The sequence below is a fragment of the Microbacterium aurantiacum genome (genome assembly GCF_021654035.1).
GTDB classification, from domain to species: domain Bacteria; phylum Actinomycetota; class Actinomycetes; order Actinomycetales; family Microbacteriaceae; genus Microbacterium; species Microbacterium aurantiacum.
On record NZ_JAJPDW010000010.1, the window covers coordinates 1 to 18,880 of the forward strand.

Below are 18,880 nucleotides of genomic sequence, written 5' to 3' on the forward strand. Positions count from 1 at the left end.
GACCCATTCGTTCCTCACGCCCGTTCTCGACACCTTCGGGCTTGCGGGGGCGGGCGAAGGCTTCGTAGTTTCCGCTGCTGTAGTACATCTGTTGTGGAGGTCTTCTCGTGGAGTGTTCTGCTGCGGTCGTGGGGTCAGTTGTAGGTGTAGAAGCCCTCGCCGGTGGCGACGCCGAGCTTGCCGTGGTCGATGTACTCGCTCTTCAGCCAGGCCGCGAGCGCCTGGTCCTTCTCCCCGCCGTGAGCGAGGATGTTATACGGGGTGGTCAGGCCGATGACATCGGTGATCTGGAAGGGTCCCATCGGCGCTCCCGTGCCGATCCGCCACACGTTGTCGATGTCCTTCGGCTCGGCGTACCCGCCGGCGGCGAGTGCGTACCCGGCATTGAGGAACGGCACCAGGAGCGAGTTGAGGACGTAGCCCGACTTCTCCTTGCGCACGGGGATCGGAACCATCCCGATATCGCCGGCGAAGGCGACGACATCGTCGAACACGGCCGGATCGGTGTCGGCGGTGCCCATCACCTCGGCGGTGTTGAACTTCCAGACCCGGTTCGCGAAGTGCAGCGCGAGGAACTTGGCGGGGCGTCCGGTGAAGTCTTTGAGGTCGCTGGGCAGAAGCGTCGACGAGTTGGTCGCGAAGATCGTCTTGTCCGGTGCGAGCTCGCCGAGCTTGCGGTAGGTGTCCTGCTTGATGGACAGCACCTCGGGGATCGCCTCGATGACCAGATCCGCGTCCGCGACCGCGTCGGCGAGGTCGGAGGAGAACCGGACGCGGGTAAGCGCCTCGTCCGCCTTCCCCTCAGCTGCCCCCGCGACTCCGTCGTCCTTGTAGGTGGTGACGAGAGCATCGAACCGCTTCTTGGCTGCCTCGATGACGTCGTTGCTGATGTCATATGCGGTGACCTGGAAGCCGTGGTAGGCGGTCTGGAAGGCGATCTGGGTGCCGAGGACCCCGGTTCCCAGGACGGTCACGTGTGTGATGTTGCTCATTGTCTTGTCTCCTTCATTTCTTCTCGAGCGGCCGATCGGGCCGCCGGGGTGTGGTGCAGCACGCCGGTCACGATGTGCGTGACCTGACGTCTGAGGTCGTCGATCGCGTCAGCCTCGGGGGTGTCCGAGGCCGTCATCCGAGCGATCGCGAGATGAGTGACGGCGAACAGCGAGGATCCTGCGACCCGTGCCTCTTCGTCGCTGAGGGTCGGCGCGGCGCGGCGCAGCGTGTCAGAGAGCGACTTCTCGAGCGTGAGGATCAACGCCATGCCCTCGGCTCGGAACTTCGCGTCGTGAGGCCCGAACAGCAGCTCCCGCTGGTACGCAGCACTGTTCTCCGGCTCCCGTGCGGCGGCGGCGACGAGCGGGCACAGGCGGGCGAAGACCGCGGCGGAAGGATCCGGCGTCGACGCCGCACGCGCGGCGCCTTCATCGATCGACGACCGGAGTGCCTCGTTGTAGACCATGAGCAGCAACTCGCTCTTGGTCGCGGCGTAGCGGAACAGGGTCCCCGCGGCGACCCCGGCCGCAGCGGACACCTCCTGCGTTGTCACCGCGGAGAAGCCCCGCGTACGCAACAGGTCAGACGCGACGCGGAAGATCCGCTCTCGCTTGAGCCGCATGTTCTGCTCGCGGCGCGGCTCCATTCCCCCCACGCCCGGACGCCGTCCGTGCTCTGACAGCTGCTGCATCCCGCTCACACGAATGAGCGTACTCATTTTCTTGCGGACCGCAAGGAGGGCGTGCGCACATGATCGGCGATAGGCCACTTCGGTAACGTGCACAGAGCTGTGCAAACTGTGTATGCTTGCGGGCGTGCGGATGAGCTGGCGGGTTTTCACAAGGGACGTCACCCGGCTGTTCCGTGTTCGGAAGGCGTGGATCATCGTGATCGGCGTGTTGATCACTCCGGCGTTGTATGCGTGGTTCAACATCAACGCGTTCTGGGATCCGTACGCGAACACTGAGAGCATTCGCGTCGCAGTGGCGAACCTCGACGAGGGCGCATCGTCGGAGCTGACGGGGGCGCTGAATGTCGGTGATCAGGTCAGTGCGCAGCTCGAGGAGAACGATCAGCTCGGCTGGGTCTTCATGGGCGAGGAGGAGGCCGCCGAGGCCGTCCGGCGCGGTGACGTGTACGCCGCCATCGTCATCCCCGCAGACTTCAGCGAGGACCTCCTCAGCATCACCAGCGGCGAGTTCACCCAGCCGGCGCTGCAGTACTACGTCAACGAGAAGGCCAGCGCGATCGCGCCGAAGATCACCGATGTCGGCGCGTCTCAGCTTGACCGGCAGATCACGGCCGCTTTCACGGAGCAGGTCGCCCTGGCTGCGACAGACGCGGTGAGGGATGCGGGGGATGACGTGGAGTCGCGGTTGCTGACCGCGAAAGACGACGCGCTGAACACCTTCGACAGTACCTCGCAGTCACTGGCATCGACGCGGAGCAGTATCACCGACCTCCAGGACGGAATCGCCGGTTCTCGCGCGACGCTGTCGGCCGCCCAGGACACGCTCACGGATGTCGATTCGACGCTGGCGGACGTTCAGCAGGCCACAGCGGAAGCGCAGTCGATCATCGCCGACGCACAGGAGCAGGTGATCGGGTTCACCGATGCCGCAACGGCCGCGTACCTCACAGGCACGACACTGCTCGCGGATGCCTCCGCCTCCGCGAACTCCTCGATCACCCAGGTGACGGGGGCTCTGACTGCTGCAGGGCTGCGGGTGGACGCGGCGATCGACAACGTCGAGACCGTTCTCAAGGCGAACGAGGCCGCGATCGCGCAGGTGCAGGCTTTGATGAATGACTTCGATCTGGATCCTGAGACGCAGCAGCGTCTGTCCGGGGTGATTGAGGCGCTGCAGGCGCGAAACGCTGCCGATCAGCAGCTCCTCGCGGATCTGTCGCAACTGAGCGCCAGCACCGGCGACACCATCCAGGGGCTGCAGGCGGCTGCAGATGCCGTCGACGAGGCGGTCCAGGGCACCCAGACTGCGGCATCCGATCTGCGGACGGTGCTCACCCAGAACCTTCCGGCGCTGAACAGCGCGATGGCCCGCCTGTCCTCCAGCGCGGGAGAGTTCTCGGCGGCGGTCGCCTCACAGCGGCAAGTACTCACCCAAGTCGGCGGCCTGCTGCGCAGCGCGGATACGCAGTTGGCATCCACCTCGACGGCGCTCGACAGCTTCGACGCCGACATCGCCGGCGTCGAGTCGAACCTGCAGGCCGCGCGCACCGATATCGAAGCGGTCGCCGCCGCAGCGGAGTGGGGTGCGCTCGGCACGATCACCGGACTGGACGCGGACGACATCGCCCGCTTCATCGCCTCGCCCGTCGTCGTCGAGGAGCAGACGATGTTCCCGGTGTCCTCCTACGGGTCCGCGATGGCGGCACTGTTCACGAACCTGTCGCTGTGGATCGGTGCATTCGTGCTGATGGTGATCTTCAAGATCGAGGTCGACACAGAAGGTGTTGAGGGCGTCACGGTCCGCGAGGCCTACCTGGGACGGTTCGGCCTGTTCGCGCTGCTCGCTGTCGGACAGGCGCTGGTGGTCTCGATCGGGAACCTCGTCATCGGTGTCCAGACCGTGAGCGCCGTCGCCTTCGTGGGGACCGCTGTGCTGATCGCCTTGGCGTACGTGAGCATCATCTACGCGCTCTGCGTCGCGTTCGGGCATGTCGGGAGAGGTCTGTGCATCCTGCTGGTGATCATGCAGATCCCCGGCGCGTCAGGGCTGTACCCGATCGAGTTGATGCCCGACTTCTTCCGCGCGATCTATCCCCTGCTTCCGTTCTCCTACGGCATCGACGCAATGCGGGAGACGATCGCCGGGTTCTACGGCGGCCACTACTGGCGGTTCCTCGGGATGCTCGCCGTCTTCGTCGCCCTTGCGTTCCTCCTCGGATTGGTCCTGCGGCGCAGACTCGCCAGCTTCCACATCCTGTTCAACCGCGAGGTCGCCGCAACCGACCTGCTGATCGGCGAGAACGTCCAGGTCGCCGGCAGTGGCTACCGGCTGAGCGAGATCATCCACGCACTCTCGAACCGCAGCGCCTACCGGGACGAGCTCACCCGCCGGGCCCGCCCGTTCACACACCGTTATCCTGTGCTGCTGCGGGCGACGCTGGTCGTCGGGCTCACGGGGCTCGCGTTGCTCGCCGCCGCCGCTGTCACGTTCGCCGACGTCAAGGCGCTGCTGCTGGGCATAGGAACGCTCTGGTGCCTTCTGGTCATCGGGTTCCTCGTCGCCATCGAGTACGCCAGATGGAGCTTCGCGCGAGCCGGAGAAATCGCCGAGCTCGATGACGCCGACCTGCGCCAAGCGGTCTTCGCCGGTGGTGCGCAGGCGCACGCCACCGTCGTCTCCTCAGAGGTGCTCACGGGACGCGAGTCCGTTCCCGGCGCGCAACATCTGCTCGCAGAGGATCTGAGCTCCGGTGATCCCCTCCAGGAAAGCCCGTCCGCCGACATCGCTGCCACCGGCGACACGGATGGGCACGCCCCTGACGTGGATGATGTCATAGCGACTTGGTTCCAGGGTGAGCCCCCAGCCGACGACTCCGCCCACGCGGACGCTAACGTGCCCGAGCCGACGACCGCAAACGCGGCGCGCCACGATGAGCCCGCGGAATCGGATGGGAACGAGGGCGGAGCGCAGCTAGAGGACGAGGGCCCTGCGGGGAAGGGGGAGCAGCCGTGAGGGTCATCCTGCGACTGGTGGGGCGCGACGTTCGTCACGCGACACAGAACGTGATGGCGTGCATCGTCATCTTCGGTCTTGTCGTGATCCCGTCCCTGTTCACCTGGTTCAACGTGATCGCCAGCTGGGATCCGTTCGCGAACACCAGCAACCTGAAAGTCGCCGTTGCCAGCACCGACACCGGCTACGAGAGCGACCTGATTCCGGTCCGGATCAACGTCGGCGAGCAGGTCCTGTCCGCGCTGCGCGCCAACGACGATCTGGACTGGGTCATCACGACCGAAGATGATGCGATCGACGGTACGAAGTCGGGTGCGTACTACGCCGCGATCGTGCTTCCGCCATCCTTCAGTACCGACATGATGACGTTCTACGTCGACGGTGCGGAGCACACCGACATCGCGCTGTACACCAATGAGAAGAAGAACGCCCTCGCTCCCAAGATCACCGGACAGGGTGCCGACGGTGTGTCCGCGCAGATCACCGAGACGTTCACCCAGACCCTCAGCGAGATCGCGCTCAGCCTGCTCTCCTCCCTATCCGACTACCTCACCGACGACGACACCCAGGCCGCACTGACCCGGCTCCAAGCACGGGTGGCCAGCATGTCGACGCAGCTGCGGTCGAGTGCGCAGACCGCCGACATGTTCTCCGCCCTCTTCGACTCCAGCATCCCCGTGGTGAACAGCGCCTCCCAACTCGTCGACACGGCAGGAAGCGCGTTCAGCGACGCCTCCGACGCCGTCGGCAGCGGAAGCGACGCGGTCGAGTCCCTCGCCTCCGCTCTGCGCACCGCCACCCAAGGAGTCTCCGACGCCCTGTCCGCGACGACCGACAGCTACAACGCGGTCGGCGATCGCATCGACGACCTTTACGTGGACATGGATTCCCTCAGCGGCGATCGCGTGACGGTGCTCGCTGACCTAGCGGCACGAGTCCAGGACCAGGTCGACCGATACCGCACCATTCGCGACGCCCTTGATACCGAGGTTCGGCCCACGCTGCCCGAGGCCGCGGAAGGCGCCCTTGATACCGTCATCGCCGCCCTCGACGACGCGATCGCCAGGCAGCAGGCTGTGCACGACAGTCTCGGCCAAGCTGCGCAGGACATCCAGGACGACAACGCCTCCGAGCAGGGCTCTCACCAGGAGATCCTCGCCACGATCGCCGATGCGAAGACCGCCGTACAGAACGCACAGAGCGCATACACCGACGGACTGAAGCCGCAACTGGACCTCCTGTCTTCGACGCTCTCACGGCTCGACTCGGACATCTCCATCGTGTCCAACGACCTTGCCGGCGTGTCCTCGAGCCTGTCGGGTTCATCGGACTCCGTGATGACCGCCATCGACCGGGGAAAGACCATCGCAAACGGGATCTCCACCTCACTGGGTGAACTGGCCGACCGGTTCGACGAGCTCGACCGGGCGCTCGGAACCGCAGCGGACACCGGTGATCTCAGTGAACTCCGCGACATCATCGGAGGCGATCCCGGCGTCCTCGCCACCTCACTGGCCGAACCCGTCCGGGTGGACCGCACTGCGGTGTTCCCGGTCGCCGGATTCGGCGCCGCCATGGCACCGCTCTACACCGTCCTCGCGCTCTGGGTGGGAGCGTTGCTGATGACAGTCACCATCCGTGTCGACGTCAACCACAACACACTTCCCGGTACCCCCGAACTCACCACGACCCAGAAATACCTCGGACGGTACGGCATCTTCGGACTCGTCGGCCTCGCCCAGAGCACACTCCTCACCCTCGGGCTCATCCTGTTCGTCCGCATCGAGCCCGCGCACCCACTGCTCATGATCCTCGCCGGATGGATCATCTCCCTCGTCTTCACACTGATCGTCTACACCGCGGTCGTCGCGTTCGGCAACGCCGGAAAGGCACTATGCGTGCTGCTGCTCGTCATCCAGATATCCGGCTCCGGCGGCGCCTACCCCCTTCAGCTCCTCCCCGAGTGGTTCCAGAACATCAGCCCATTCCTGCCCGCCACCTACGCAATCCAGGCCATGCGATCGGCGATTGCCGGCGTCTACGCAGGGGACTACTGGATCTCTCTTCTCCTGCTCGCCCTCTTCATCGTCCCGGCCCTGCTGCTCGGCCTGGTGCTGCGGCGACCCCTGATCGCATACAACCGAGGCCTGTCCGAAGCGCTTGAATCCACCAAGCTCATGTGAGCGTCCGCGAGAGGTGATCATGTCCACGCAAGAGTCCCCCGTCCGGCCGGAATCGGTTCCTACGCGCGAGCGCAGAAGTGACGCCACAATCAATCACAAAGCACTTCTGCACGCTGCGCAGGCCGTGCTCGCGGAGAATCCACAGGCCTCCCTCGACACCATCGCGCAAGCAGCCGGACTGTCGCGACGGGCTCTCTACGGCCACTTCCCCGACAGGGACACCCTGCTGAGAGAGGTCATCGCGCTCGGCGCTGAGCGGTTCAATGCGATCGCCCACGTCATCGACGACGCCGACCCGCGCGTCGCTTTGGCCCGCCTCGCCGTGCGTCTTTGGCGCGAAGCTTCAGCAGTGCGCGCTGCCGCGAATATCGCCCTCAGTGATGCCCATGTCGCAGACACAGTCCGTTCGCTCGCGCCCCTTCGACGACGAATCCGCGAGCTCACAGATACCGGCACGGCAGCGGGGGCCTTCCGAAGAGACGTTTCGCCCGAAGTCCTCGCCATCCTCATCGAAGAGACAGCCCGCGCCACATTGCGCCAGACTCGCCTAACAGGAAGCAACCCGTCGGTCATCGCCCGAGTCGTGCTCAGCATCGTCGGCCTGTCATGGACCGAGCAGGCCGCGCTCATCGCGTCGAACCCGGACATCGTGGCCTGAGCGTCACCCGTCGGATGCGCGCAGGCGGGCCCGCAACGGCGGCATGCAGCTCTCTCGGGCGATCCAGTTCATGCGGGATGTTCGAGGCTCGCGCGCGTAGTCGGGCGGAAGATCGCTTTCGACGAGCCTACGACGCGTAACGTCCGGCGCCTGCGCAACGATCCCTCGCTGGTGCTATGGGGTGGCGGCAACGAGAACCCCGGCACGCGGACCTCCGACGACGCCTTGACGGTGATCGGGCGCCGCGTCGCACAACTCGATCCGACGAGAAGGTTCCACCGCACCGACCCGTGGGGTGGGAGTGAACACTTCTACGGCGTGTATCACGAGGGTATGCCCGTCGAGGCGCACCGGGATTACCTCCCGGCGGTGTCCGGCTCATACGGGCTGTCGAGCCAATGCGACGCGGGAAGCATGCGGCGCTTCCCTCCCGCCGATCTGATCGGCGAGAGTGTCGAGGACGAGCCCGATGTGAGTTGCCTCGCTCTCGTGTCGGCCCGTGATGAATGACCAGACCTCCGGCGCGCGAAGTTCCCGCTCGAACTGATCCCACTGCGCCGCGATCTGCTCGCTCTTGTCTGAGTATCCAGGACGCGCGCGGCTGTTTGCCAACACGAGCGCCTTGATGAGTTCGGCGTCAGTCAACGGGATCCGCCCGACGTTCAGCCGGGTGAACAGGGTAATGGAGTCGAGATCTTGCGATGCCTCATACCAGATCACCTTGACCGAGTCGAAGAGGTAGCCGTAGAACTTGTTGGCGACGTGCTGAGTGCGATGCTCCCACGCCTCGAACCATGAGCGGATCCGTTCGTACGCTCCGAAGATGTGGTGGAAGTCGATATTGTCGTCCTTGTGGTCGGCTATCGGCGACCGTAGGAACTCTTGGCTACCGGGGCGTGTCTCGTACTCGATCGAGTAGCCAGCGCCGGCGCTTTGCAGCCCCTGATCCCGCATGTACTGGAAGATCAGGTACAGAGTGGTGAACCGCTGCTGGCCGTCGATGAGTTCCCATCGACCGTCGGCCATCCGCTTTACGACCACGGGCTGAAGGTAGTACGGGGCGCCGTTGCTCTCCCAGATGTCTGCGAGGAGACGGTCCACCTCGTCAGGACCCCAACGGTAACCCCGCTGATAACCGGGAACGAAGAAGGCTCCTGTGACGTCACCGACTGCTCGCGGTTCAAGAATCGCATCCACTTTTCCACGCTAGTGGAGCCCTCCGACGCTCGGCCGACCAGCTCGCCGACGAGAGGGGAGGCACCTGTGCGCGCTACCCGACCTTTGACCACCTGGATCTACGAAAGGGTGGACGGGTTTCGCTCAAGCAGCTCGTGCGCCGCTGTCCGAAATCCTGTCCGTTTACTCTCCGTAGCCGTCCGTAAACGTCCAGAGATAGACTGAGCCCCAGACGGCATCTGCCGTCTGGGGCTCAGTAAATTGCTGGGCTCAGAAACCGGAAGTGTGGCTCTGAGGGCCTCCCGGAATCAGACCCCGAAGTACAGCTCGTACTCGAAGGGGTGCGGACGGGCGTTGATCGGCTGGATCTCGTTCTCGATCTTGTACTCGATCCACGTCTCGATCAGCTCGGGCGTGAACACGTTGCCGCGCGTGAGGAACTCGTGGTCGGCTCGCAGCGCCTCCAGCGAGTCGAGCAGCGAGTTCGGAACCTGCGGGATGTTCTTGGCCTCCTCGGGGGGAAGCTCGTACAGGTCCTTGTCGACCGGCTCGTGCGGCTCGATGCGGTTGATGATCCCGTCGAGGCCGGCCATCATCTGCGCCGCGAAGGCCAGGTAGGGGTTGCCGGAGGCGTCGGGCGCGCGGAACTCGATGCGCTTGGCCTTGGGGTTCGATCCCGTGATGGGGATGCGGATGGCCGCGGAGCGGTTGCCGGCCGAGTAGACCAGGTTGACCGGAGCCTCGTAGCCCTTGACCAGGCGCTTGTAGGAGTTCAGCGTCGGGTTGGTGAACGCGAGGACCGCGGGGGCGTGCGCGAGCAGGCCGCCGATGTACCAGCGTGCGAGGTCGGAGAGCCCGCCGTAGCCCGCCTCGTCGTAGAAGAGGGGCTTGCCGTCGAGCCACAGCGACTGGTGCGTGTGCATGCCCGAGCCGTTGTCGCCGAAGAGCGGCTTCGGCATGAAGGTGGCGACCTTGCCCCACTCGTTCGCGACGTTCTTGACGATGTACTTGAACTTCAGGATGTCGTCCGCCGCGTGCACCATCGTGTCGAAGCGGTAGTTGATCTCCTGCTGGCCACCGGTGCCCACCTCGTGGTGCGCACGCTCGAGGTGCAGACCCGACTCGATGAGGCGGAGGCTGATGTCGTCGCGGAGGTCCGCGGTCTTGTCGACCGGGCTGACGGGGAAGTATCCGCCCTTGTAAGGGGTCTTGTTCGAGAGGTTTCCCCCCTCTTCCACGCGACCGGTGTTCCAGGCGCCCTCTTCGGAGTCGACGGAGAAGAACGCGGAGTTCTGCTTCACCTCGTAGCGGACGTCGTCGAAGATGTAGAACTCGGCCTCGGGAGCGAAGAACGCGGTGTCGGCGATGCCGGTCGACGCGAGGTACTTCTCAGCCTTCTTGGCGACCTGACGGGGGTCCTTGGCGTAGATCTCACCGGTGCGCGGGTTGTAGATGTCGAAGACCATGATCAGGGTCTTCGCCTCACGGAACGGGTCGAGGTACGCGGTGGAGACATCCGGGATCAGCTGCATGTCCGACTCGTGGATGTTTGCGAAACCACGGATCGAGGAGCCGTCGAACAGCTGCCCCACCGTGAAGAAGTCCTCATCGACGGTGGAGGCCGGGATGTTGAAGTGCTGCTGCACACCGGGAAGATCCGTGAATCGGATGTCGAGGAACTTGACGTCCTCGTCCTTGATGTACTTGAGCACCTCGGATGAATCTTTGAACATGAAGGCTCCAGAGATAGGGCATCGGGAATTGCCACCCGCGTTGCGGGATGGTGGAACGGTATCGACAGGGGATTGCCCGGCAGTGACACCTATGTTTCGGCCATGTTACAGAGGCCTGGATACGCTGGAGGGGTGACCCCATCGTCCGAACCGTATCCCGGCGAACGCCTCGGCCTTCCACGCGAGGGGCGCGGGTCGATCGGCGGCCTCGGTCGTCGGGTGGGCGCCCTCTTCGTCGACTACGGCGCCGCGTACCTGCTGTCCGGCTTCTTCGGGTGGGATGCGCTGGCCATCCTCATCATCTTCGGCGCGATCCAGATCGTCTTCCTCCCGACGCTCCAGGGGAGCCCGGGCCACCGGCTATTCGGCCTGACCCTGCGCCGATCCGACGGCGGCTGGGTGGGCCTGTGGCGTCCCGTCGTCCGGACGATCCTGCTGATCCTCGTCATTCCCGCCGTCATCTGGGACAGCGACCACCGTGGTGTCCACGACAAGGCCGCGGGCACGGTGCTCGTCCGCTCCTGAGCTCGGATCGGGTCGGCGGCGCCGACTCAGCGAGGACGCTGCGCGCGCACCTTGGTCGGGTCGATGCCCTTCGGAATGGGCAACGACGTCAGCGACTGGGAGACCGATTCGACGCGCTTGATGACCGCTGCCATCGTCGCGCGGTCGACCGCCTTGGGCAGAGCCTTGATCGTGGAGGCGAGCTTGCCGATGGGGACCTCATCCTCACCGTGACCGATGTAGAGCACCGTGACCGGAACGCCCGAGGCCACACGCTGGACCTTCGTGCGCTCGTCGGCGACGAGCCGGGTCAGTCGACCCCGCGCACCCTCGCCGACGATCACCACCCCACCGCGACCGATGGCCCGGTACACCGCATCCTGGGTCTTCGGGTTGACGCCGACCGGCAGTTCGCTCGCCTGCCACCGACGTCCGAGCGACGTGGAGATGACGTGGCCGGTCGCACCGGGCATCCCGTCCAGGCGGCGGTACATCGCGCGCGTCGACAGCCGCGTCATGGTCATGAGGGACGCGAGGACACCCAGGAGCAGACCGGTGATGCCCCAGAGGATCACGCTCCAGATCGCCACGGGCGGAAGCAGGAAGCCGATGCCGACGCCCAGCGCGATTCCGACCAGGAGGATGCCGATCAGAAGGAACGGGAGCCAGGGGAACGCCTTCTGGGTGAAGGTGTAGAGCGTGCGGAGCTGGGAGAAGAACCCCGGACGCTTCTCGGGGCTGGTGGTACGCGCGGCCATGGGTCCAGACTACCTTTTCGGCGCGTTCCGCCCCTCCTCCACAGCCGCGGCGCACCCGTGCCGCATCCACAGATGACGTTCCCACCCCGTCGCCCGCCCGCGCGTCGGCCTACGCTGGGGGCGTGAACATCGCACGTGAGCGTCTCCTCTCGCCCTACCGCGCGGTACGCCGCGTGGGTGCGGGCATCGAGGGACCCTGGCCCGGGCTGGGAGTCGCGCTGCAGGACGGGGGCCGAGGGCTCCTCGTCGACGCCGAGATCCTCGGATCCACCTGGCCGGGCTGGGCGGCTCGGGACGACGGCCACCTCCTGAGTCCCCTCGACGTCGTTCGACGCCCCGATGGACACGATGCGCTGCTGCCGGTCTGTCGACGCCTCGATCGGATGCTGTCCGACCGCGTCTCCGCCGGGGAGCGCCTGCCCGCGGGGGAGGCGGTGACCCTCGCCCTCAGCCTTCTGCGCGGACTTCGCGAAGCGGGCGATCACGCCCGCCTGTCCGGCTCCTGGTGGGTCGACGCGGGCGGACGCCCCGTCCTCGCGATCGGCGACGGCGCCGGAGAGGCGGACGCGCGCACCGCCACCCGACGTTGTCTCGAACTCAGTGGCGCCTCACCCGCGGACCCTGTCTGGGCACCGGTGTTCGCCGATCTCGAGCGGACTCGATCGTCCGCTCGCGAGATCCGCGCGGTCGAGGACGGGCTCTTCGCCATCGCCGAACCGCAGCCGCTGTCCCACCCTGGGACGGCGCCTCGACCGATGACATCCGTCCGTCCGGAGCGCGACACCGCCGGAATCGTCGAGGACGCATCCCCGCGGATGCTCGCGTCGTGGGCGCGATTCCTCGACGCCGATCTCGCCGATCTGTTCTCCCGGTGGACGACCGAAGTCTGGCGCCGAACGCGACTGCCGCAGAGATCACGACGATTGCCCGTCGTCCTCGCCGGCGTCACCGGGGCCGGCGTGCTCGCCGCGGGTCTCCTGTGGCCGGCCGCGGGCGCTGCCACCTCGGGCGACGCGCCCGCCGCCACGACGGATACCGTCGCGTCCGACGCGCCCGCGGATGCCCCGCAGGAGTCCGAGCCCGTGACATCCCCCACCCCGGACGGCGCGACCGGCGCCGCGGACATGCCGTCCACCGCCGACTCGCTGATCCAGAGCCGCCTGACCTGCGCGGTAGATCCGTCGTGCCTCTCGGGCGTCGTCCTCGACCCGTCGACGGTCTTCCCTTCAGGGGCCATCGACGCGCCTTCGACCGAGCGTCGGATCACACTGCTCGATGATCTCGGCGGGGTCGCCGTGCTCCGTCTCGATGTCGACGGACACGCACCCCAGCTGGTCGTCCTCGCCCTCCGAGACGGAAAATGGCTGTTGCGGGACGTCCATGACGTCCCGCAACAGCCCGAACCGTGATCCGGAGCGGATCAGATCCCGAGATCGGCCTCGAACTCCGCCGCTTCGAGACGCGCCTTGACGGCGCCGAGGAAGCGCGCGGCGTCGGCACCGTCGATGATGCGGTGATCGTAGGACAATGCGAGATAGACGTAGGACCGGACCGAGATCGCGTCCTTCCCATCCACCGTGACGACGCCCGGCTTCTTCACCACGGCCCCGAGACCGAGGATCGCCGACTGCGGCAGGAAGACGATCGGAGTGTCGAACAGGGCACCGCGCGAACCGGTGTTGGTGAGAGTGAACGTCCCCCCGGCCAACTCGTCCGGCTTCAGCTTGTTGTCGCGCGTCCGGGCGGCCAGATCGGCGATCTCACGCGCGAACTGGGCGAGGTTCTTCCCCCCGGCGTCCTTGACGACCGGCGTCAGGAGCCCACGCTCGGTGTCCACGGCGATGGAGATGTTCTCCATGGCCGGGTAGACGATGTCATTGCCGTCGACCGTCGCGTTGATGATCGGGAACTGCTGGAGCGCCTCGACGGCGGCCACCGCGAAGAAGGGCAGGAAGGACAGCTTGTCGCCGGTCTTGGAGTGGAAGTCCGCCTTGACCGCATCGCGGAACGCCGACAGGCGCGTCACGTCGACCTCGACCACGGTGGTCAGCTGCGCGGTCGCCTGCATCGACGCCACGGCACGCTCGGCGATCACCTTCCGAAGTCGCGACATGGGCTGGGTCGTCCCGCGCAGTTCGGAGACGACGGGCTCGCGACGGGCCGGGGCGGCAGCCGTCTCGGGCGCCGACGCCGCGGGGGCCTCGGCAGCCTTCAGGACGTCCTCCTTGCGGATGCGGCCGCCGACACCGGTGCCGGTGACCTGCGTGAGGTCAACGCCCTGCTGCTGAGCGAGTCGACGCACGAGGGGCGTCACGTACGGCGTCGCGTCGTCCGCGGAAGACGCGACGCCGGCGGCGGGGGCCGGTTCCTGGACCGAGGCGGGCTCCGGAGCGGGCGCGGGCGCCTTCTCGGGCTCCTGTGCGGGCGCGGGCGCCTTCTCGGGCTCCGGCTCCTGTGCGGGCGCGTCCTCTGCGGCCGGTGCGGCCTCTGCGGCCGGCGCGGACTCGGGCTGCGGCGCGGCCTCGGCGGGGGCGCCGTCACCGATGCGGGCCAGTGCGGCACCGACCTCGACGGTCTCGTCCTCCTGGACCAGGATCTCCTGAAGCGTGCCGGCGAAGGGCGAGGGGATCTCGGTGTCGACCTTGTCGGTGGAGATCTCCAGGAGCGGCTCGTCCACGGCGACATCGTCGCCCACCTGCTTCAGCCAGCGTGTGACGGTACCCTCGGTCACGCTCTCACCGAGCTCGGGGAGGACGACGTCCTTGCCACCCGACGCGGCCGGCGCGGCGGCCGGCTCGGGCGCGGTCTCCGCGGGCGCCTGCTCGGCGGGCTCAGCCTCGGCGGCGGGTGCTGCGGCTTCGTCGGGCACGGATTCCGGCGCGGCGTCGCCGGCGGGTGCACCGGATCCGTCGCCGATCTTCGCGAGGACAGCTCCAACCTCCACCGTCTCGTCCTCCTGGACGAGGATCTCCTCGATGACCCCGCTGACGGGGGAGGGGATCTCGGTGTCGACCTTGTCGGTCGAGATCTCGAGCAGACCTTCGTCGGTCTCGACGGTGTCGCCGACCTGCTTCAGCCAGCGGGTGACCGTTCCCTCGGTGACGCTCTCTCCGAGCGCGGGGAGGACCACGGAAGTGCTCATGGGCTTGTCTCCTTCAGGATTCCTGATGTCGTTCTTAGCTTAGTGATGGGTTGGTGCCGGAATGGTCAGAGCGCGTGCAGGGGTTTTCCGGCGAGAGCGAGGAAGGCCTCGCCCAGCGCTTCGCTCTGGGTGGGGTGTGCGTGCACGAACGGAGCGATGTCCTCGGGGTGGGCCTCCCAGCCGACGGCGAGCTGCCCCTCGCTGATGAGCTCACCCACGCGGTCTCCGACGAGGTGGACGCCGACGATGGGCCCGTCCACGATCCGGACGACCTTGGCGACGCCGCCTGTGCCGATGATCTCGCTCTTGGCGTTCCCCGCGAGGTTGTACTCGTACGCGGCGACGCGGTCTCGTCCGTGCGCGTCGGCCGCCTGCGCCTCCGTGAGGCCGACAGAGGCGACCTCGGGGTGGGAGTAGGTCACGCGGGGGATCTGCGCCTCGGGGATGATGACGGGATCGAGGCCCGCGATCTCCTCGGCGACGAAGACACCCTGCTGGAAGGAGCGATGTGCGAGCTGGAGCCCGGCCACGATGTCCCCGACGGCCCAGACATGCGCGGCATCCGTCCGCAGGCGATCGTCGGTGACGACGAATCCACGATCGAGAGCGACCCCGGCCTCCTCCAGCCCGAGGCCGGCGGTCGCCGGCCCTCGTCCGACCGCGACGAGCAGGTAGTCGGCGGTGAGCGACGTGCCGTTCTCGAGGCGCACCGAAACCTCGTCGGCCGAGGAGTCCACACCCGCGACGCGCGCGCCGAGGTGCGACACGATCCCACGCTTGCGGAACGCACGCTCCAGACCCTTGCTGAGGGCGGGATCCTCATTGGGGACGAGGTGGTCCAGCGCCTCGACGATGACGACGTCGACGCCGAGGGAGCGCCACAGCGAGGCGAACTCGACACCGATGACGCCGCCGCCGAGGACGATCACCCGACGCGGCACTTCCGGGAGCTCCAGCGCGGTCTCGCTCGTGAGGATCCGTCCCCCCACCTCGACACCGGGAAGCGTGCGCGAGTACGAGCCGGTCGCGACGATGACATCGGTCCCGCGATAGAGGTCGTCTCCGACCGCGACCGCCGGACCGGAGACGAGCGTCCCTTCGCCCGCGACGACCGTGATCCCGCGCGCGGCCAGCAGGCCCTGGAGACCCTGGTGCTTCTTGGCGACGATCCCCTCCCGATAGGCACGCATCCGGTCGGGGTCGAGACCCTGCACCTCGGCGATGACGCCGACGGATGCCGCATCCCGCGCGACGTCGGCGACCTCCGCGACGTGCAGCAGCGCCTTGGTCGGGACGCACCCGCGGTGCAGGCACGTCCCGCCGACCTTGTCCTTCTCGATGAGGGCGACGGAGCGTCCGAGCTCGGACAGCCGGATGGCGGCGGCGTAGCCTCCGCTGCCACCGCCGAGCACGACCGCGTCGAAGACGTGCTCGCTCATCGGGCGGCCTGCGCTTCGATCAGGCGGATGATGCTGCGCACGCTCGCCCCGGTGGCGCCCTTGTCGGTGAAGCCGTGGCCGCCGCCCTTGTTCATGCCGACGCCCGCGATGTCGAGGTGCACCCACGGGATCCGACGCGCCTCGTCACCCTCGCCGACGGTTCCGACGAAGTGACGGAGGAACAGCCCCGCGAAGAGCGACCCGCCGGCGGGGTCGCCGACCTTGGCGTTCTGGAGATCGGCGATCGGGGAGTCGAGCTCCTCGACCATGTGGTCGGGCAGGGGGAGTGCCCACGCGAGCTCACCTTCGTCGGCAGCCGCGTCGAGGAACGACGCGACCGCGTCGTCCTCGCCCATGACCCCGATGTGCCGGTTGCCCAGCGCGATCGTGATGGCACCGGTGAGCGTCGCGACGTCGACGAGGAGGTCGGGGTGCTCGCGGCTCGCTGCGACGAGCCCGTCCGCGAGCACGAGGCGTCCCTCGGCATCCGTGTTGAGGACCTCCACGGTCGTGCCGTCGAGCATGCGCAGGACATCGCCGGGTCGTGTCGCGCGCCCGGACGGCATGTTCTCGGCCAGACACAGCCACGCGCTCACGCGCACGGGAAGCTGGAGCTGGGCCGCCGCACGCACCACGGCCAGCGCGGTGGCGGCGCCGCACATGTCGTACTTCATCCCCACCATCGAGGCGGGGGGCTTCAACGAGAGACCGCCGGTGTCGAACGTGATGCCCTTTCCGACGACGGCGACGTGGCGCGTCGCGTCCGCGGGCGCGTAGTCGACCCGCACGAGTCGGGGGGGACGGTCCGAGCCTCGGCCCACACCCAGGATTCCGCCGTATCCACCGTCCTCGAGGGCGACCTCGTCGAGCACCTCGACGGTCACATCGAGCCCCTGAAGCAGATCGCCCGACCGCTCGGCGACGTCGGCCGGTCCGAGACGGTCGGCAGGGATGGAGACGAGGTCCTTGACCACGGCCACCGCTCCGGCGAGGGCCTCGGCGCGGGCGAGGGCGGCGGCGTCTTCGGGGGCGGACGTGTGGACGCTGACACGGGACGCGCGGGGCTTCGGCGCCTCGCTCTTGTAGCCGTCGAAGCGGTAGCCGCCGAGCCCCGCCCCTTCGGCGATCGCCGGCCAGGTCTCCGGGGCGGCAGCCGGGGCGTGCACGGCGACGTGCGCGAAACCGACGAGCTGACGGATGCCGGTGCCCGCCGCTTCCCTCAGTGCCGAGATCCCCGGAGCGGGCCCGGTCCCGACGACGGCGACGGGGAGAGGGCCGAGCGTCGGCACGTACACCCGCTGGAACGCGCCCTTCGCGCCGGTGAAGCCGACCGCCTCGAGGGCGTCGGACAGACCGGGCCACTGCTCCGCGTCCGGCGTCCAGCTCGACGACGGCGGCAGGAGGAGGAGGACCGCATCGGCGTCCGTGTCTCGAACGGGAGTGGATCGGTGCGCGACGACGGGAAACGACATGCGCTCCATCCTAGGTACCCCGACGTGTTCGCCCTCAGCGGCAGGCCGACAGCCCCTCGGGCGCACCTCGGCTCGTAGCATGGAGCCATGCCGTTGAACGCACCCCTGTACGAGCGGTCGGCCTCCGCCCCGCCCGTCCCCCGGGGGATCCCCCTCGTGATCGCCCTCACCGGTTTCACAGACGCCGGCAACGCGGTGAGCCGTCTGGTGCAGTACTTCCGAGACGAGGCGAACCCCGTGCCGATGGTGCAGTTCACCAACGACGTCCTCCTGGACTACCGCGCGCGCCGTCCCATCATCACGTTCGACCGCGATCACCTGTCGGAGTTCCGGATGCCCCGGCTGGAGCTCTCGCTCGCACACGACGCCCTCGGCACGCCCTTCCTCCTCCTTGCCGGCTACGAGCCGGACTTCGCGTGGGACGCGTTCGCCGACGCCGTGGTCGCCCTCGCCGACGAGTACGGCGCGTCCACCGTCACCTGGGTGCACGCCATCCCGATGCCGGTACCCCACACGCGGCCGATCGGCACGACGGTGAGCGGCACGCGCACCGACCTCACGAAAGCCCACTCGGTCTGGCAACCGCAGACACAGGTGCCGTCGACGGCAGGCCACCTTCTCGAGTACCGGTTCGCGGCGACGGGCGCGCGCGTGTCCGGGTTCGTCCTGCTCGTCCCGCACTACCTCGGGGACACCGACTACCCGGCGGCGGCCCTCGCGGCACTGGACAGCCTCACCGTCGCCACCGGCCTGATGTTCGCGGGCGAGGACCTCCGGGACGAGAACAAGGAGTATCTGTCGAAGGTCGAGGACCAGGTCGAGGGCAGCGACGAGCTGTCGCGGATGATCCACACGCTCGAAGAGCGCTACGACGCCTACATGGCCGGGGCGACGCAGGCGACGCCGATGATCCACACGGGCGACCTGCCGAGCGCAGACGAGCTCGCCGCGGAGTTGGAGCGCTTCCTCGCGACGCGGCCGCCGGACGACGACAAGCGCGGCTGACGCCGGGGAATGCCGGTCCGTGCCGAGGCGTTGGGAGAAGAGCGCCCCGCCAGCCGCTTCGTGCGGATGCGTGCGGCGAGTATGAGACAATTGGAGTTCTCGACCCATTGTCA

14 protein-coding genes are annotated in these 18,880 nt (G+C 67.5%); 6 read left to right on the top strand and 8 right to left on the bottom strand.

The annotated features are described in order from the left end of the window. Positions 1–134: 134 nt before the first annotated feature. Both LTL01_RS14125 and LTL01_RS14130 read right to left on the bottom strand, forming a co-directional pair. A complete protein-coding gene (locus tag LTL01_RS14125; RefSeq protein WP_236969012.1) occupies positions 135–992 on the bottom strand; it encodes a 3-hydroxyacyl-CoA dehydrogenase in 858 nt (285 codons plus the stop codon). Then, positions 989–1,900 carry a TetR/AcrR family transcriptional regulator gene (locus tag LTL01_RS14130; protein ID WP_236969013.1) on the bottom strand — a complete coding sequence of 304 codons (912 nt, stop codon included), beginning with the start codon at positions 1,898–1,900 and terminating at the stop codon, positions 989–991. Before LTL01_RS14130 ends, LTL01_RS14125 begins: the two co-directional genes overlap by 4 nt. Here LTL01_RS14130 and LTL01_RS14135 point away from each other — a divergent pair. From LTL01_RS14135 to LTL01_RS14145, 3 genes are read left to right on the top strand one after another with little or no spacing between them, the layout of a single operon-like run. Then, positions 1,881–4,697 (top strand): YhgE/Pip domain-containing protein, encoded by a 2,817-nt coding sequence (locus LTL01_RS14135; RefSeq protein WP_236969014.1) that lies wholly within the window; start codon positions 1,881–1,883, stop codon positions 4,695–4,697. The two genes, LTL01_RS14130 and LTL01_RS14135, sit on opposite strands and share 20 nt — an antisense overlap. After that, complete coding sequence (locus LTL01_RS14140; protein WP_236969015.1) at positions 4,694–6,880, top strand: YhgE/Pip domain-containing protein; 2,187 nt, start codon at positions 4,694–4,696, stop codon at positions 6,878–6,880. Before LTL01_RS14135 ends, LTL01_RS14140 begins: the two co-directional genes overlap by 4 nt. Positions 6,881–6,899: 19 nt before the next feature. Then, complete coding sequence (locus LTL01_RS14145; RefSeq protein WP_236969016.1) at positions 6,900–7,538, top strand: TetR/AcrR family transcriptional regulator; 639 nt, start codon at positions 6,900–6,902, stop codon at positions 7,536–7,538. 378 nt (positions 7,539–7,916) lie between these two features. Here the strand turns inward: LTL01_RS14145 and LTL01_RS14150 are convergent, their stop codons facing one another. Together LTL01_RS14150 and glnA are read right to left on the bottom strand one after the other, a co-directional pair. Further along, on the bottom strand, positions 7,917–8,735 hold the full coding sequence (locus tag LTL01_RS14150; protein ID WP_236969017.1) for a DUF262 domain-containing protein: 819 nt from the start codon (positions 8,733–8,735) through the stop codon (positions 7,917–7,919). Positions 8,736–9,022: 287 nt separating this feature from the next. Then, positions 9,023–10,447, bottom strand: coding sequence for a type I glutamate--ammonia ligase (glnA, locus tag LTL01_RS14155; protein ID WP_053548660.1), 1,425 nt, complete (start codon positions 10,445–10,447; stop codon positions 9,023–9,025). 102 nt (positions 10,448–10,549) lie between these two features. Here glnA and LTL01_RS14160 point away from each other — a divergent pair, with 102 nt between their 5' ends. After that, the gene (locus tag LTL01_RS14160; protein ID WP_272878148.1) at positions 10,550–10,972 is read left to right on the top strand and encodes an RDD family protein; all 423 of its coding nucleotides are present in this window, start codon (positions 10,550–10,552) and stop codon (positions 10,970–10,972) included. Positions 10,973–10,998: 26 nt separating this feature from the next. Here the strand turns inward: LTL01_RS14160 and LTL01_RS14165 are convergent, their stop codons facing one another. Then, positions 10,999–11,709: a DUF4191 domain-containing protein gene (locus tag LTL01_RS14165; RefSeq protein WP_053548662.1), complete on the bottom strand. Its 711-nt coding sequence runs from the start codon at positions 11,707–11,709 to the stop codon at positions 10,999–11,001. Between the two features lie 122 nt (positions 11,710–11,831). Here LTL01_RS14165 and LTL01_RS14170 point away from each other — a divergent pair, with 122 nt between their 5' ends. Beyond that, on the top strand, positions 11,832–13,118 hold the full coding sequence (locus LTL01_RS14170; protein WP_236969019.1) for a hypothetical protein: 1,287 nt from the start codon (positions 11,832–11,834) through the stop codon (positions 13,116–13,118). An 11-nt stretch (positions 13,119–13,129) separates the two neighbouring features. Here LTL01_RS14170 and sucB read toward each other — a convergent pair whose 3' ends face one another. From sucB to LTL01_RS14185, 3 genes are all read right to left on the bottom strand, one after another. Further along, a complete protein-coding gene (sucB, locus tag LTL01_RS14175; RefSeq protein WP_236969020.1) occupies positions 13,130–14,851 on the bottom strand; it encodes a 2-oxoglutarate dehydrogenase, E2 component, dihydrolipoamide succinyltransferase in 1,722 nt (573 codons plus the stop codon). Between the two features lie 65 nt (positions 14,852–14,916). Next, positions 14,917–16,290 (bottom strand): dihydrolipoyl dehydrogenase, encoded by a 1,374-nt coding sequence (lpdA, locus tag LTL01_RS14180; RefSeq protein ID WP_236969021.1) that lies wholly within the window; start codon positions 16,288–16,290, stop codon positions 14,917–14,919. Then, positions 16,287–17,762 (bottom strand): leucyl aminopeptidase, encoded by a 1,476-nt coding sequence (locus LTL01_RS14185; RefSeq protein WP_236969022.1) that lies wholly within the window; start codon positions 17,760–17,762, stop codon positions 16,287–16,289. Before LTL01_RS14185 ends, lpdA begins: the two co-directional genes overlap by 4 nt. 87 nt (positions 17,763–17,849) lie before the next feature. Between LTL01_RS14185 and LTL01_RS14190 the strand changes: the two genes are divergently transcribed. Beyond that, entirely contained in the window at positions 17,850–18,767 is a 918-nt protein-coding gene (locus LTL01_RS14190) for a proteasome assembly chaperone family protein (protein ID WP_236969023.1), read from the top strand. Positions 18,768–18,880: the final 113 nt, after the last annotated feature.